General features: G+C 40.3%; 18 protein-coding genes. 9 read left to right on the top strand and 9 right to left on the bottom strand.

Translation table 11 applies throughout. From position 1 onward, the window contains the following. Positions 1 to 90 precede the first annotated feature (90 nt). Positions 91 to 453: a GNAT family N-acetyltransferase gene (locus tag V7K84_RS10640; protein WP_334837920.1), complete on the bottom strand. Its 363-nt coding sequence runs from the start codon at positions 451 to 453 to the stop codon at positions 91 to 93. A gap of 59 nt (positions 454 to 512) precedes the next feature. After that, positions 513 to 1,907, bottom strand: a complete 1,395-nt coding sequence (gene mnmE / locus V7K84_RS10635; RefSeq protein ID WP_334837918.1) for a tRNA uridine-5-carboxymethylaminomethyl(34) synthesis GTPase MnmE — start codon at positions 1,905 to 1,907, stop codon at positions 513 to 515. A gap of 213 nt (positions 1,908 to 2,120) precedes the next feature. Here mnmE and V7K84_RS10630 point away from each other — a divergent pair, with 213 nt between their 5' ends. Beyond that, positions 2,121 to 2,321, top strand: coding sequence for a hypothetical protein (locus V7K84_RS10630; protein ID WP_099101515.1), 201 nt, complete (start codon positions 2,121 to 2,123; stop codon positions 2,319 to 2,321). Between the two features lie 38 nt (positions 2,322 to 2,359). Here V7K84_RS10630 and V7K84_RS10625 read toward each other — a convergent pair whose 3' ends face one another. The 4 genes from V7K84_RS10625 to V7K84_RS10610 form a co-directional block, all read right to left on the bottom strand. Then, a complete protein-coding gene (locus V7K84_RS10625; RefSeq protein WP_334837916.1) occupies positions 2,360 to 2,485 on the bottom strand; it encodes a hypothetical protein in 126 nt (41 codons plus the stop codon). Between the two features lie 48 nt (positions 2,486 to 2,533). After that, positions 2,534 to 2,797 (bottom strand): hypothetical protein, encoded by a 264-nt coding sequence (locus V7K84_RS10620; protein ID WP_334837914.1) that lies wholly within the window; start codon positions 2,795 to 2,797, stop codon positions 2,534 to 2,536. 89 nt (positions 2,798 to 2,886) lie between these two features. Beyond that, a complete protein-coding gene (locus tag V7K84_RS10615; protein ID WP_194041148.1) occupies positions 2,887 to 3,933 on the bottom strand; it encodes a DUF1611 domain-containing protein in 1,047 nt (348 codons plus the stop codon). Then, complete coding sequence (locus V7K84_RS10610; protein WP_334837912.1) at positions 3,917 to 4,969, bottom strand: dipeptide epimerase; 1,053 nt, start codon at positions 4,967 to 4,969, stop codon at positions 3,917 to 3,919. Before V7K84_RS10610 ends, V7K84_RS10615 begins: the two co-directional genes overlap by 17 nt. Before the next feature lie 131 nt (positions 4,970 to 5,100). On the opposite strand from V7K84_RS10610, the gene V7K84_RS10605 reads away from it, so the two are divergent. Both V7K84_RS10605 and V7K84_RS10600 read left to right on the top strand, forming a co-directional pair. After that, positions 5,101 to 5,652, top strand: coding sequence for an NUDIX hydrolase (locus V7K84_RS10605; protein WP_334837910.1), 552 nt, complete (start codon positions 5,101 to 5,103; stop codon positions 5,650 to 5,652). A gap of 118 nt (positions 5,653 to 5,770) precedes the next feature. Next, a complete protein-coding gene (locus V7K84_RS10600) occupies positions 5,771 to 6,412 on the top strand; it encodes a hypothetical protein (protein WP_334837908.1) in 642 nt (213 codons plus the stop codon). On the opposite strand, the gene V7K84_RS10595 is transcribed toward V7K84_RS10600, so the two are convergent. After that, positions 6,401 to 7,336: a DNA-methyltransferase gene (locus V7K84_RS10595; protein WP_334837906.1), complete on the bottom strand. Its 936-nt coding sequence runs from the start codon at positions 7,334 to 7,336 to the stop codon at positions 6,401 to 6,403. The genes V7K84_RS10600 and V7K84_RS10595 overlap by 12 nt on opposite strands. Before the next feature lie 107 nt (positions 7,337 to 7,443). Further along, entirely contained in the window at positions 7,444 to 8,367 is a 924-nt protein-coding gene (locus V7K84_RS10590; protein ID WP_334837905.1) for a nucleoside hydrolase, read from the bottom strand. 14 nt (positions 8,368 to 8,381) lie between these two features. Between V7K84_RS10590 and V7K84_RS10585 the strand changes: the two genes are divergently transcribed. Together V7K84_RS10585 and V7K84_RS10580 are read left to right on the top strand one after the other, a co-directional pair. Beyond that, on the top strand, positions 8,382 to 8,813 hold the full coding sequence (locus V7K84_RS10585; protein ID WP_334837904.1) for a nucleoside deaminase: 432 nt from the start codon (positions 8,382 to 8,384) through the stop codon (positions 8,811 to 8,813). Between the two features lie 157 nt (positions 8,814 to 8,970). Further along, positions 8,971 to 10,647, top strand: a complete 1,677-nt coding sequence (locus V7K84_RS10580) for an alpha-amylase family glycosyl hydrolase (RefSeq protein WP_334837902.1) — start codon at positions 8,971 to 8,973, stop codon at positions 10,645 to 10,647. 107 nt (positions 10,648 to 10,754) lie between these two features. On the opposite strand, the gene V7K84_RS10575 is transcribed toward V7K84_RS10580, so the two are convergent. After that, positions 10,755 to 11,351 carry a hypothetical protein gene (locus V7K84_RS10575; RefSeq protein WP_334837900.1) on the bottom strand — a complete coding sequence of 199 codons (597 nt, stop codon included), beginning with the start codon at positions 11,349 to 11,351 and terminating at the stop codon, positions 10,755 to 10,757. A 454-nt stretch (positions 11,352 to 11,805) separates the two neighbouring features. Between V7K84_RS10575 and V7K84_RS10570 the strand changes: the two genes are divergently transcribed. The 4 genes from V7K84_RS10570 to V7K84_RS10555 all read left to right on the top strand — a co-directional run bounded on the left by V7K84_RS10570 (position 11,806) and on the right by V7K84_RS10555 (position 15,773). Then, positions 11,806 to 12,300 carry an anthrone oxygenase family protein gene (locus tag V7K84_RS10570; RefSeq protein WP_334837898.1) on the top strand — a complete coding sequence of 165 codons (495 nt, stop codon included), beginning with the start codon at positions 11,806 to 11,808 and terminating at the stop codon, positions 12,298 to 12,300. 47 nt (positions 12,301 to 12,347) lie between these two features. Next, entirely contained in the window at positions 12,348 to 12,971 is a 624-nt protein-coding gene (locus V7K84_RS10565; protein ID WP_334837897.1) for a class I SAM-dependent methyltransferase, read from the top strand. 434 nt (positions 12,972 to 13,405) lie between these two features. Continuing rightward, on the top strand, positions 13,406 to 13,801 hold the full coding sequence (locus V7K84_RS10560; RefSeq protein ID WP_334837895.1) for a hypothetical protein: 396 nt from the start codon (positions 13,406 to 13,408) through the stop codon (positions 13,799 to 13,801). 1,078 nt (positions 13,802 to 14,879) lie between these two features. Continuing rightward, positions 14,880 to 15,773: a lysophospholipid acyltransferase family protein gene (locus tag V7K84_RS10555; RefSeq protein WP_334837894.1), complete on the top strand. Its 894-nt coding sequence runs from the start codon at positions 14,880 to 14,882 to the stop codon at positions 15,771 to 15,773. Positions 15,774 to 15,777 lie beyond the last annotated feature (4 nt).

Genomic DNA, 15,777 nt, shown 5'->3' with positions numbered 1-15,777 from the left:
CTCTTAAATGATGGAGAGCTTATTATTAAATGGGGAAGAAAAATAAAAAACAAGGGAAATGCTGTTTGTGCAAATTAAAAGCACAACAGCTTAATGTCTGCCAAGTGTTCGTGCTTGTTCAACAGCCCAAGCTAGAAGTGCTGAAGAGACTTTACCGCCAGAGTAATGCCGTCGAACTGCAAAGCGATGTACAAATGCTGACTCTTCCTGAGAAATGTCGGGCCAGAACAGTAAATCTTCTAGTTGAAACTTGATTGTACCAGCTGGTTCACCTGCCCACTCAGCAATAAAAAACAAGCCGTTAGCAACATCTTTAGAGATACTTTCTGGCGAAACCTCACTCTCATGCCACAGAGGACTACCACTCTGCTGGAGCCACAAAGCTGCTTCTAATAGCACATCCGAAACGATCGTCGTATCTTGTATGGTTGCTTGACGAATTGAAATGTACATTTAGTTATCAATAGTAGGTTAAAGTATACAAAATAAAATTAAACGAAGAATTTTTTAGTTTATTTTCCAATACAAAATCTGCTAAAAATCCTCTCCAAAACTGATTCTGTTACTTCCTCTCCAGTAATTTCTCCCAAAGCTTGAATCGCACCTCGTAAGTCAATTGTCCAAAAATCAAGAGGTAACTGCTGGGTAATTGTTGCTTGCACTTGTTCTAAAGAGATTTTAGCTTGAGTTAATGCTGCTGCCTGTCTTTGGTTAATGGCTAAATCCATGTCAGCAGCTTGTACTTTCCCAGATTGGACTATCTCTAAAATTGCTGTTTCTAAAGCATCAATACCTTGATTTTGGGCTGCGGCTGTGACAATTTTAGATTTGGGATTTGGGATTTGGGATTGAAGAGTTGTTCTTTTGCTTTCTTCTACTAAATCGATTTTGTTAATCACTAGAATCAATGGACGATGTTGTACTGTTTCATAAATTTCTTCATCGCCTTCTGTCCAACCTGCGGAAGCATCGATGGTAAGCAAGACTAAATCAGCTGCATTGGCAGCACGATGCGATCGCTCGACGCCAATTTTTTCCACTTGGTCTGTTGTTTCCCGAATCCCCGCTGTATCTAGCACTTGTATGGGAATTCCCCCGACAACTAACTGAGATTCGACAACATCGCGGGTTGTACCGGGTAAATCAGTCACAATGGCGCGATCGCTCCGGCTCCAAGCGTTCAATAAACTCGACTTACCCACATTCGGACGCCCAACAATTGCCACTTTCAAACCAGTACGTAGTAACTCACCTCGATCTTTGGTTTCCAATAACCTAGTTATTTCTGCGGCAATTTGATCGATTTCTGATACAATCGCTTTATCATCCAGCGGAGGAAGGTCTTCCTCAAAGTCAATCCGAGCTTCAATTTCTGCCAAGATATCCAAACAGTTAGCGCGTAACTGCCGAATCGGATGAGCTAATTTTCCTTGTAAACCAGCTAAGGCACTTTGAGCAGCTTGGGGCGATTTAGCTCCCACTAAGTCGGCAATACCTTCGGCTTGAGTTAAATCCAATCGTCCATTCAAAAAGGCGCGGAGAGTAAATTCTCCCGGTTGCGCTAGTCTAGCCCCATTTTCCAAACACAGTTGCAACACCTGCTGCACTGCCATAATTCCCCCGTGGCAATGGAACTCTACAACATCTTCACGGGTGTAAGAACGGGGTGCTTTCATAATCAGCAACAAGGCTTCATCCACTATTTGTTGCGTTTGGGGATGGCGAATGTAACCGTAGAGAATCCGGTGACTTTCCCAAACTTGTCGCCCTGGTGCATGAAAGAGATTTTGGGCGATTGCCATTGCTTGAGAACCGGACACCCGCACAATCCCAACACTACCCTGTTGGGGGACAACAGCAGTGGCGATCGCGGCTATAGTTCCAGTAGTAGCAAACAGTTCTGACATGAGCGCCCTTGATTAAGAGTGAGGAGTAAAAATCATAACTTATAACTCATAAGTTTCTAAATAGTGAGTATTTAGACTAATGAGATATCAACTGGCAAGGTAAAATTTACCTGTAGGTCATGCCTGATAGTAAAGAGTTAAGAGTGAAGAGTTAGAGATGAAAATCATAACTTATAACTCACAACTTATAACTTTTAGAGAGAGGAATGTACTGTGGAGCAAAAGATTAACTGCGCTGTAGCCTGTGTTAACGGGTGTGTTTTAGGGGATAAATGCCCCAATATCGAGTTTAGAGAGTCAGCGGCAAAATTTATTGAAGAGACTCCCTTAGACAAAATGCTGGAGTTGGCACAAGAACGTCTGCGGAAAAAAATGGCAGAACCGCCAAAATGGGTTTTTCCTGAAGATCCATAGCATTCGGGACAACAGGCACAAGCAAGACAGCGTAGAGGTTAAATAGTGTCTGGATCTATATTTAATTCTCGCAGTTTTGCTGCCAAGCGATCGCTGGTATTAAATCGCTCTGTTGGTAACATTGCTGTGGAGTCGAAAGCTTGGGAAGCTTCCAATGTAACCAATATTTTACAAATGCGATACCCATTTTCTACCGCAAATCGTCGCCAGTGTCAAATAACCTCTGGCATAGCACCGTGTTTCTCAGATGCCAAAATGAAATCCCAGGCAGTTCCTCGGATCGTAGCTTCGACTAACCGTTTACCCCATTCAAGCGCGTCATCCTTAGTCTCTACCCAGTGGCAACCAATTGAATATCGACTGTTATCTGGTTTACCAACAATCACCCACCAAGACCATTGGTCATTCGCAACTTCTGGAAGGTTTAGTAGGCGAATCGGGTGGTTTTTGTAATCAATAATAGTGATTTTAGTCATTTTCATTTTGTGCCGTTAAAATGGCTGGAATTTTATTTTAGTAAGATGGCAAGAATCCGCGCTCTCGGGGTTAAGGCGTTCTACAGCACCTAATTATTCATCACCGCATCTAAAAGTACATTGGCATCAAAGCGGACTACATCGGTGCAAGGTAGCCCCGTTTCTGCTATTGTTTGAGCGATGCTTTCCTGAGCCGCAGATTCATCTAAATGGGCTGTGTTTAGCGCTATACCCGCTACAGAAACACTTCCAAAAGCACCACCAGCATTAGCAACAGTTTCATACAGCCGAATCACCTCTGGTAAAGGTGGAATGATTACATGGGGATGATTACGTACATGAACTTGTCCCGCCCGATGTACCAAAACTAGTTGGGTTGGTTGCGAACCACGGATTAGGGGTAGAGTTGCCGTTGAACCAGGGTGTAGCAGTGAACCTTGTCCTTCAATATGCAAGATGTCGTAGTTTTTGCCATAGCGCATAACTATTTGTTCCACAGCACCGGCGGCAAAATCTACCCGCACGGCATCTAAAGCCACGCCGTCTCCTTCTAACATTACCCCAGTTTGCCCTGTGGCGAGGAATTTAGAACGCCAGCCCCGTAGTTTTGACGCCCAATGTAACTCTAGACTAGTTGACATTTTACCGATCGCCATGTCGGTTCCCACTGTCAACACCCGCCGACAGGGAAGGGTGCGCGCCATTCCACTAGCAACACTAATATTAGACGGTTCTTTTCGGACATCCCAAATTAGTTGCCCTGGTTTGAGCAGTGCATTTAATTCTGGGATACTTGCCATTGGTGTATGTAAACCATTCACCAAAGACATTCCCGCTTCTAAAGCGTCTTTAATTTCCAGCCAGTAATCATCTGGTACAGCACCACCTCCTGGAGCAATACCAATTACTAAAACTTCTGGTTTGTACTCTAGGGCTGCGGCTACCGATGCCACAATTGGCACATCACGCTTGAGACCTGTTAATTCTGGTAGGGATTTACCAGCACACTCGCGATCGATTACGGCTACGATTGGGGCTTCACTATAACGTAAAATTGCTAGCCCTGTTTTGCCGTGAGTCCCAATAGTCCCTTCATGAAGCAAGATAGCTACTCGTTGATTAAGTGATAGACGCACTGTGTTGTACTCCCAAGCCTGGTAAATCGTTTGGCAAAACTCTTCCTGCTTTTAGCAATGCACCCGTAAAAGGGTCATCAATTAAATTCAGGTGACTATCTAAATCTAAATAATCAGCTAGTGGTGCCAGCTGTAATGCTGCTGTATTAGCTAGCGAACTGTCAGAATAGCAACCGAACATTACTTGCAACCGATATGCTCGTGCTGTATGTACCATTCGCATTGCCTCTGTTAGTCCCCCTGATTTCATCAGTTTGATATTAATGCCATCTACGTAGTTTGCCAAATCGGGAATATCAGCGCTTGTGAAACAGCTCTCATCGACAAAAATGGGGAGAGGAGAGTGTTCTTTGAGTTTTGCTAAACTTGCTTCCTCTCCTCGTGGCAATGGCTGTTCTACATACTTTATACCCAAATCTGCCAGCCAATTGCACATTGCGATCGCATCTTCTAAACTCCAGCCGCCGTTAGCATCAACAAAAAATTCTAGTTCAGGTGCTTCTTCTCGCACTGCTAAGAGCATTTTTTGATCTGCATCTATGCCATCTGGGCTACCTAGCTTCACCTTAAAAAGACGGACATCTGTAAACTTTAACCAGTCTCGCGCTCTCGCCCTAGCGCCTTCAGGTGAATTAATTCCAATTGTGACTGAAGTCGGGACTATTTGATTGCGATCGAGTCCCCAAAGTTGCCACAAAGGTAAACCTACGCGCTTACCCAACCAGTCATGCATTGCCATATCCAACGCAGCTCTTGCAGCAGAAGGAACTTGGTTTTGTGTTAAAACTTGCTCAATTTCCTGACGTTGTAAAGGGCTGAATGTTTGCAACAGCGGCACAACTTCCTCTAAAGCATTTTTGATTGCATCAGTTGATTGCCGATGATTACCTACACCAAAGGGCGATGCTTCCCCCCAACCTTCGATGCGATCGTGTGAGATACTCACCCATACATTAGTTGTCTGTGCCGTTGTGCCCCGACTAATGGTCAATGGAAATCTCTTATTTACTGTAAATAAATTTACATTTATTTGCATACTTTTTATACATATTATGCTACTAGCAAAAGCCAGTGTAAGTTGAAAGTTTAGATTATCGGATGCATCTGTTATACTTTTTTACATTCATTACAAAGTTTTTATACATACATTTTATTTTTACTTAGTTTATGAACAACTTAAAGAAATGGAAGATTTTAAAATCAAAAATGGTTTTAGATAATCTTTGGTGTCAGGTGAGACAAGATGAAATAGAATTACCAAATGGTAAAATTATAGATGATTATTTTGTCAGTCTTAAGCCTGACGTTGCGATGGTTTTACCTATTACTAGTAACAGAGAGATAATTTTTGTTCGGCAATACAGACATGCAGTAGGTGAATTTTTCTTAGAACTGCCAGCAGGGAATTTCGATCCAACAAAAGAGAGTGCAGAAGTAGCAGCAATTAGAGAACTTAGAGAAGAAACTGGTTATATTCCCCAAGAATTTAGAAAAATCGGAACTTTATACGATAAGCCGAGTAAAGATACCAATAAAATACATTTATTTTTAGCAGAGGATGTGAGCAAAGTTGGAGAACAACAACTAGATATTACAGAAGAGATTGAAGTTGTATTTATTCCTGTAGAATCAGTTTTAGAAAAAATTATTGAGGGAGAAATTTCTGTTGCAGGAACTGTAGCGGCTCTTTTTTTAGGTTTACAGGTTATCAGTTATTAATAAATATAGCTTCTTGATGTATTGTAATAACAATGCTTGATGTGAATTTTATCCTGAAGTGCTTACAGGAGCTTTTTTTTTTCGAGAGAGTGATGTCCATAAAAGCCAGATAATATCAATGACAGATAAAGAGCATAAAGCTTGTTTGCCTATTCCACTAAATCTAGAATTATTTAATTCTCATTGTGAGCTTCCCTATGGATTAGAAACACACCATGTATATCACGCTATGAACGAGTTTATTGATTTCCTGGGCTTCATCAATGTTCAACTGAAAACAAAAAATATGTCGCGTTTGGAAAGTTTTTTAATGCCTGCAAACTTTAGCAGTATTGTAGGCGAATTTATGAATATGAGTATTCCCAAGTACTGCTGTAACCTTGTGAAGAATCAATATCACAATGGTCATCCAGATTTAATTCCAATAAATACCTTTCCAGAGAATGCAGTTCAATATTCAAGTCAAGGCATAGAAGTTAAAGGTTCTAGACATCTGAATGGTTGGCAAGGACATAATCCTGAAGCTGTATGGCTTATGGTATTCTGTTTTGATAGCAATACATCTAGCGACAGCATGAAAAATATAGAGCCAAAGCCTTTTGTTTTTAGAGCTGTATATGCGGCTAAACTCAACGAGGATGATTGGACTTTTTCTGGTCGTTCTTCAACTAGCCGCCGTACAATTACAGCAAGTGTTAATAAAAATGGCTTTCGGAAGATGAAGAGTAACTGGATATATGAAAATCCATCACATTTCTAGAGCAGTTTGATAGTCTTCTGTTTGTATTGTTGTCAATTTGGGAATAGCGATTTGGCTTTTTTCAAAGTAATCTTTGTATCGCTCAATCCCAATCCCTGGATATCCAATAGCTTCTGCTGCTGCAATCGTAGAACCAGATCCCATGAAAGGATCTACAATAATACCTTTTCCTAATGGAAGAGACGCGTAAACTAGTTTTCTTAGAAAGGATTGTGGTTTAAGACTGGGATGCTCTACAATACTGCGTTCTCTTTGAGGAGTGCGTTCACTAGAAATAACATCCTCGAAAGGATTACCGTCAGGCTTTCTTCTTAAACCTCCTGTTCCAAATTCTTTGAGACAATCACTAACCCTCATTCCTTTTAAAAGAGGTTTACGAAAGATTCCCCAGGGTTCAAAACATCCGCGAGGCATTGAGCAAACGTCGTCAAATTCTTCTTCAGCATTTTTCGGCCTATCTCCTCCACGCAATGTTCTTACTAACCGAATAACTGTTCCTCTATATTCAAGTCCACCATCTACCAATGCTTGAAAAACTAACTGAGACAGGAAAGTATTAGATGCAATAAATATGTGACCACCAGGGCATATAGGTCGAATAACTATTTTTGCCCATTCCAAAAAGAAACGATATAAGCTGGCTCTTTCTTTATCATTAAGGGCTGTGAAACGCGGCAAAGGAGAACGTATATTTCCATCAAAAGATGGTGGTATTCTCCAAATTCCTCCCTTACCATTCTCTTTTTTCTCTAATTGGTCAAAGTCATATTCTTTGACTCCATAGGGAGGATCAGTAACGATCGCGTGAATGCTGCACTCAGGAATTATACTCAGCCATTCCAAACAGTCTGCATGTATTACCAAAGACTGACCGTACTCATACACCGAATAGTTAAGTGTTAATTTTGTGTATTTCCTTAGCACAGACTTACCATAGCTTAGAACGAGATTTAATAATAATTAAAATTAGCATAATCATCCTCTTATTTCAAGCTGACAGATATTTAAATTTAGTTTTTTATTTTTAGTTTTTACCTTGCCAATTGCTGCAATATATAAGCATAAAAAGCCTCTTTATCTACCTGATCCATAGCATAAATCTTCCGACCACCAGAAACTACTTTAGTACGTCCTTGACTAAGACCAGTGGTGATAATTTCTGTTTCCCATTCGCGCAATTCATAAAATTCTGGATGTCCCAAATAAGCCGTTGCCAGCACATCCCAAAAATAATAATCTTGGGGGATAACTAGTGCATAACACTGTCCGGCTAAATCAGATATGGGATAGTGGCGTTGTCGTCCCATTTTGTATACTAACTCCGATGTAACTGGGACATTGTTAGTTAAATCCAAAGGACACATAATAATTTCAATTTGGGTTTGCCATACCCGCGCTGCTGAAACCGCATCCCAATAAACATTCCATTCGGCAGAACCATCTTGTCCAGGTTCTAAACTTTTTTCTACATTACCACCAACATTTAACGCACCCCCCATCCACACAATCTTTTGAATCTTGGCTTCAATATCCGGTGCTTTGTCTAAAGCTACTGCAACGGTGGTCAACGGCCCAGTTACCATCAACGTTACGGGGTCTGATGCCTCGCGCAACACCTTAATCATGAAATCTTGACCTGTTTCGGCAATCAGAGGTGTAGTGATGGTTTCCCTTTGATTAAGAATGGGGAGATGGTCAACGATAAACGAATCACGGCGATAGAGAGTAGGAAATGGATTAATCCCGCGCACAGTGCTTTCTGCTACTGGGATATGAGAAAATCCCATCAAATCTATAATTTTACGTGTGGCGCTAACAGCTGGTTGAACGTAGCAATCTGCTGGAGTGACGACAACACCAAGGAGTTCAATACGATCCATTGTCAACAGCAGCATAGTTGCTAGATAATCATCTACACCGCCATCGTGATCCATTAATACAAGTTGTTTTGTCATAAAAGGAGAATTATATGGATGAGTTTATGGAAGTTGCTATTCAAGAAGCAAAACAAGGCAGACAAGAAGGTGGAATTCCCATTGGTTCGGTTCTCGTCAAGGATGGCAAAATTCTCGGCAGAGGACACAATAAACGCGTGCAAGACGGCGATCCTGTTACCCACGCCGAAATCGATTGTCTCCGCAATGCTGGGAGAGTTGGCAGTTATAGAGGTACTACACTCTATTCAACTTTAATGCCATGTTACCTGTGCGCTGGGGCAGTGGTACAATTTGGCATTAAAAAAGTCATCGCTGGAGAATCTAGAACTTTTCCTGGTGCTAAAGAATTTATGGTATCTCACGGTGTGGACGTTATCGATCTTAATCTTGATGAGTGCGAACAAATGATGAGTGAGTTTATTGAAACTAACCCCGAACTTTGGAATGAAGATATCGGTAAATAGTCATTGCATCCCTATAATCATAGCGATCGCAATATATCTGGTTGAAGTCCAGCACATTAGGAAAATATTGATAATACTTAAGAAAGAAGCTGCAAACTCTTTTATATTACACAATAATTTTAGTGACTAGAACTAGCTAAAATTTAAACGTGTGAAAATGTCAAATCTAACTGAATTTACATTATTTGCTCCTCGTAACAAAGGAGCATCTTTAATTGGGTCTTTTTCAGATTGGAAAGAAATTCCCATGTCAAAAAGTGAAGATGGTTATTTTCGCACTAAAATGAAACTGGAAGATGGCATTTATCAATATAAATTTCGCATTCAAACCAAAAGCCCAAATTTTGCACTTGATGAATGGATAGATGTCATTGATCCCAAAGCAACAGATGTTAATGAAACAGAAAAATATAGCATAGTACGCATTCAAGATGGTCAACGCATTGTTGATACTTACATTTGGCAAAACGATGAAATGCCGTTGCCTGATAATCGGGAATTAGTCATATATGAAATGCACGTCGCCGATTTTACTGGTGATGAAGTTGGCTCTAACGAACAAGGTAAATATTTAGGGATAATTGCTAAGTTAGATTATCTTTGCGAATTGGGAATTAATGCAATTGAATTAATGCCAGTTAATGAGTACCCTGGTGATTATAACTGGGGCTATAAAGTTCGCCACTTCTTTGCTACAGAATCTAGTTACGGTTCAACAGAAGATTTAAAGCGGTTGATTGACGAGTGTCATGGTAGAGGCATCCGCGTCTTTATGGATGGAATTTATAACCATACAGATGAAGAATGCCCTTTAATACTAATTGACCGAAATTACTGGTACTACGAACACAAGCATTATCCTGAAGACTCAGATAATTACTGGGGGCCAGAGTTTAACTATGATAATTACGACAAAAACTTAAATATTAAACCTGCATGGGAATACATCGGCGATGTGGTAAAGTTTTGGATTCAGGAGTATCACATTGATGGAATTCGCTTTGATGCAGTGCGGCAATTGGCTAACTTTGAATTTCTCAATTGGCTGACTAAGGAAGCGAAAAGCTATGCTGCACCCAAACAGTTTTACAACATTGCTGAACACATTCCCGATACAAGCACTGTAGTCAAGCCAGATGGCCCATTAGATGCTTGTTGGCATGAGAGTTTTCGCTACTTTATAATTCCGTATATTTGTGGTAAATCATTTGAATTAGAACAACTCAAGCAAATTTTAGATCCCAAACAGCAGGGTTATGCGATCGCAACCAATGTAATTAATTATTTGGCAACCCACGATCGCGAACGTGTATTACGAGAATTAGGCAATTGCGACATCTTTGACGCCGCCGCATTTGAACGAGCCAAATTAGCAGCTGCTGTGTTAATGACAGCGATGGGTATACCGATGCTATGGATGGGAGAAGAGTTTGGCGAATATCAGCAAAAAAGCGAAGATGTGACTAAGCCGCAGAAGATTACTTGGTCTTTATTGTCAAGCGACCAGAATCATGATTTATTTGAGTATTATCAAAAGCTGATTGCTCTACGCCAGCAAACTCCAGCTTTGCAAAGTGACAATATTAAGTTTTTCTACGAAAATGCAGCTGAGAAAGTGCTGGCTTACACCCGTTGGGATGAGCAGAATTCTCATGTCGTCGTCGTGGTAAATTTCTCCGAGCAAAATCTAAATCAATATAAAATTTCAGGCTTCCCAACTGCTGAGTATTGGCGAGATTGGGTTAGTAATCAGGAAGTGAAATCTGGAGAGGATGGTTTAGTTGCTGACTTACCAAGCTATACAGTAAAGATATTTGTTTCAGATTTACAGTAATGTAGTCTGTGGATCGTTAATGTCAAAAGGTTGGAAATACATTGTCGCAAGCAGTGCAATCGCTCTACTTATTATGAAGCCATGTCTTGGTACAGTTGAAAATTTTGCTAATCTTCGCCAGGAAGCATATAGCGGGTAACTGAACCTTTCTGCTCAATATTAACAGAGTACTGTAAGAGAAATTCAGTAGACCATCTAGGCTCGGATGCAGTTTGAACTCCAGGCTCATCACCAACCCAAGGAGGAGCCGGAGTATAAAAGTCTTTACCGTTAAGTTGTCGAGAAAGCCACTCTACACCTTCATAGTGACAACGACCTGCTCCTAGAAAATCACCTTGCTTATCGAAAATTTCTATAAACCGACCGCTATTGTCCCATCCATCATCAACATATCCCTGTATTAGAAGAGCAAACGAATTCTCAGATTCAACAGAAATTTTTACCAGGTACAGATTGCTGAGGCTGTATTGAGAGTACCAAAGATGGCGATTATAAGTTTTAACTACAGACTGAGGAATGTCTTGCTCAATTCTTTCAATCTCTACACAATTGAAAGCCATATCAGTAGATAGGGTTAATAGTTGAACACTTGCAATTCGACACGCAGGAAAAAAATTACAGAACGAGTCTGATAAATCGTAAAGTTTATTAAGTTCTGTTGAGTAAAATTGTCTAACTACAGACTTTCGGATATCTAAATTCATTCACTTTATACTTTCACGTACCACTAGCTTCAAAGTTTAATGAGATAACCCCGACTTCGCAATCACCTTTCGCGATCGTACCTGCTTTAAACCTTTACTGATAAAGCTTTTCAGTGATTAGATAAATTTGATTTATTAATTTTTTTCTTAATTACATCCAACTCTATACACACCTAATTAATAATATTTAGGTATTGATGACAATTAACGTCTTGAAAGACCAATCATCTACACCAATAACCCTTAACCCAAGAGTATTGTGACATAACACCATCTGCGAACAAGGCGTTGGGCAGTATTCGAGCTGATTCGTAAAGAAAATCTTAAGGATACCCAATTCATTGCTGGGCATGACTTTCAGAGAATAAACGCTTGATTGGCTCAAATTCCTGCAACGCTTACGAGACAGAGACTTTACTATAGTTTACAAATTAGCTCTTAACAGGAGGCTTTAATGGTAATTATTGACAATTTGCGCTTCCCTTTGACGCTTTTCACAGCACTAGGCTGCGGATTGGTGGCTGGCGTCTTCTTTGCCTTCTCAACTTTTGTGATGAATGCCCTTGCACGACTCCAGCCAAAGGAGGGCATTATCGCTATGCAATCCATCAATATCACCGCGATCAATCCGTTGTTCATGTTGGCACTCTTCGGAACGGCTGTGGCTTGCATCTTTCTAGCGATTTCGTCGGTGTTAAAGTGGCATCAACCTGGTGCTGCCTATTTGCTTGTCGGTAGCTTGCTCTATCTCATTGGCACCGTTCTAGTGACGATCGCCTTCAATGTGCCACTAAATGATGCGTTAGCGATCGCCAAACCGGATAGCACTGAAGGCGCGAACCTATGGGCTAGATATCTTACCAACTGGACGTTCTGGAACCACGTTCGGACAATAGCGGCACTTGCGGCAGCACTTATACTGGCACTGTGCGATCGCACGGTGAAATAGGAATGATGAATAGGTATAATACCTTTTGCTCGGCAAAATGAAGCTATATGAGTATTCAAGCAGCATACGATAATTGGTCAGCCACATACGATGCTGACGAAAATCTGACGCGCGATCTGGATCAAACCGTCACCAGAGAAACTTTGATGGGTTTGAAGTGTAAATCAGTCGTGGAAATTGGCTGTGGCACAGGTAAAAATACGCTTTTACTTTCACAAATTGCTCTGAAAGTTTGTGCGATCGATTTTTCAGCACAGATGATTGAAAAGGCAAAAAAGAAAGTGAGGTCTGCGAATGTAGTGTTTATTACCGAAGACATTACCAAGCAATGGACTTGTCAGAATGAGTCTGCCGATTTAGTCACTTGTAATCTGGTTTTAGAACACATCGAAGACCTCAGCTTGATATTTTCAGAAGCATCTCGTGTCTTAGTCAAAGGAGGATACTTTTTCATTTGTGAGCTTCATCCATTCAAGCAATATCAAGGAACAAAAGCTAATTTTCAAAGACAGCAAGAGAACTTTGAAATTCCTGCATTTGTGCATCATTTATCAGACTTTTTTAACACAGCAAAAGTTCATGGCTTTCTGCTTGAGGACTTCAAAGAGTGGTGGCATGAAAAAGATCAAAATAAACCACCAAGGCTTATATCGATCTTGTTTAGAAAGTAAAGACAATTTTGGCTGGGCTTCAGCTAGTGCAGTAATGCGATCGCTCGATCTGCCCACTCACTACTTATTGATTAACAGTTTAAATGTTTACTCCGTATAGCTGAGAGCTTTTCTTAGTAATATTCGATGAGCCTGAAAACATACGCAAATTACGCGAGTTTACGAATAACTCTGAGGATGAATAAGCCTATAGCGGTTTCTATTCAGATGCAGTACAACGTTATATCACAAGGTGTAGAGAGATGAGCAAATTTCATGGATCGGAGACGCTTGTATAAGTCAATATGAAATTTTATGACTTCAACCCGCACTTATATTGATCAGCGTGATATCTTTTCAATAGCAATTAAGCGTTGCAATTAACTGCATTTTGCCCTATCTCAATTACTGTAGAGCTTTTGAGTTTCGCATACCATTAGTGGAGGAAACTAATTATGAATACATTCAAACTTTTTAAAGCCTTTAGTTTAGCAAGCGCAGTTACAATTTCATTATTTAGTATGAATTTGATGAACCAAAAGTCAGCATCTGCTGTAGATGTTACTCCTAATGGTTGGTGTATACATTCTGGCTCGTACATAGTGTTTGGGAACTTTGACGGTAAAGGTGGTAGAGATGCTCTTTGTGCTGATGATCAAGGTTCTAAATGGATTAATTACGCCAATGGTAAGCGATGGTATACAAAAACATCTTGGTGTACCCACCCAGGTTCACGTATCAAGGCTATAAGGTTAAATAATGACAATCGTTATGACCTTGAATGCCAAAATCGTGATGGAAGTGTAGTACAGAGAAGAGAAGCACTTCCTAACGGACGTTTTAACTTTTAACATCTTGGTTATGTTGCAATACGGTTCAGTTAAGGCTAAAAAATAAAATTGGTGTAGGTAGGGTTGAGGAACGAAATCCTACATTATCAAGCCTTTGTTAGGTTGAGGAACGAAGCCCAACCTACTATTATTCTTAACTGAACTGTATTGGGTTATGTTGCAAACAATCAGATACACATTAGATACAGAAGGTTAAAATTCAAAAACTTTCTAATAATCTATTTCATGTACTGAGTACAAATGTTTTTGTAACACAACTAAAGAATGAAACACAATACAGGATAACTTTGATGAGGGATTTGAAATAACAATTAACCAAAATCTCCCCCTCATTAACCAGTTACAAAAAACTACAAGACATATAAAAAGAGATTGGGCTGTACAAAGAAGCCGATTAATCCCCATATTCCGCCGTAGCACCTCTCGCGTAGCACGGGGTTTGTTTTTGGGATTGGGTGCGATCACCAAACTCGCGCTCTGTGACCAGTAAACCAAAAAGTTTTTCCCAAAGAGCGATCGCTAATCAAGCTCAATGGTGGCTGAATCTGCCTGGATTGATTAATAGATTGTAGGTAGTGTTTTAAATTTATTCAAGCTGTAAATTTTTTGCTTACTCGTCTCCAAGAAAGTATTTCATGAATCAATGGCACGGTTGTAAAGTCCAAAGGTTTATGTAGTCTCGTTCCCAGTCTTAAGACTAGGAATGTATTCTTAGAGGCTCTTAACCAGTTGAGACAATGACTGTATCTTAACTTAGTGCTAATACTCAAGTGTTAGTGATTATTCCCTTACTTATCTCGATCGCCCCATATCTTATTTTGGAGCTGCACCAATGGGAACAGGTTCACCGAGAACTTTGGCGAATCTTTGCAAATAAAAATCCACAGGATTTACTACTGCTTGAATTGAGTAGCGATGTCTACGACGGGCTATGCGTACGCGTACCAGATTCCACCATGTCTGCAAACCATGTCCGAGCGATGATAGACCTAAAAAAAGAACAACTGTTATTGAATAATGAGTAACAGCGTTATGCAGCGGTCAAAATAGATAAGTGATGGAAGATGGGCGATTAATTATGGAATTTCCAAAACACGTAGAGAAAGTTTCTGTCAGCGCTGACAATTGCTTAACATCAGAATTATCAAAAAAGATTCATCAGTCATTAACACAACGAGATACTCAGTTTATTGAATTACTGATGCCTGTATGGGAATGGTTTTACCGTTATTACTTTCAAGTAAAAACTGATGGATGGCATCATATACCAACAACAGGAAAAGTACTACTGGTTGGCTCTCACAATGGGGGCATGGCTTCTCCAGATTTAATAATGATGATGTACGATTGGTTTTCTAGATTTGGAACCGAGCGTCTGGTGTATGGTCTAATGCACCCTTCTGCTTGGAAAGTGAGTCCAGAAATAGCAGGATTAGCCCAGAAATTCGGAGCAATTGTTGCACATCCCAAAATGGCTAATGCGGCTTTCGATCGAGGTGCTAGCGTTCTGGTATATCCTGGAGGACAATATGATATGTTTCGTCCTCATAGCCAACGCCATAAAATTCATTTTGCCGGTCATCAGGGCTTTGTCAAGCTGGCTTTAAAACAAGAAGTTCCGATTATTCCTGTAATCTCCGTAGGCGCTCATGATAGCTTGATAGTTTTATGTGATTGCTATGAGTTAGTGAAACAATTGCATCAATGGGGATTGCCGTGGTTATATCAAATAGACCCTGGAGTTTTCCCAATTTACTTAGGCTTGCCTTGGGGCTTGTCTATTGGCCCTCTGCCAAATATTCCTCTACCTGTGCAGATTCACACTCGTGTCTGTCATCCAATTACTTTTGAAAGATATGGTCGAGATGCAGCTAGAGATCGTAACTATGTAAATGCTTGTTATGAAATAGTTCAAAGTCAAATGCAGGAAGAGTTAAATAATTTGGTTAGAGATACTCAGAAATCTAGCTAAAACA

The sequence above is a fragment of the Nostoc sp. genome, assembly GCF_036917315.1.
Classification (GTDB): Bacteria; Cyanobacteriota; Cyanobacteriia; order Cyanobacteriales; family Nostocaceae; genus Nostoc.
Note: the sequence above shows the minus strand (reverse complement) of the source record. Positions and strands in the feature narration are given on the sequence as shown.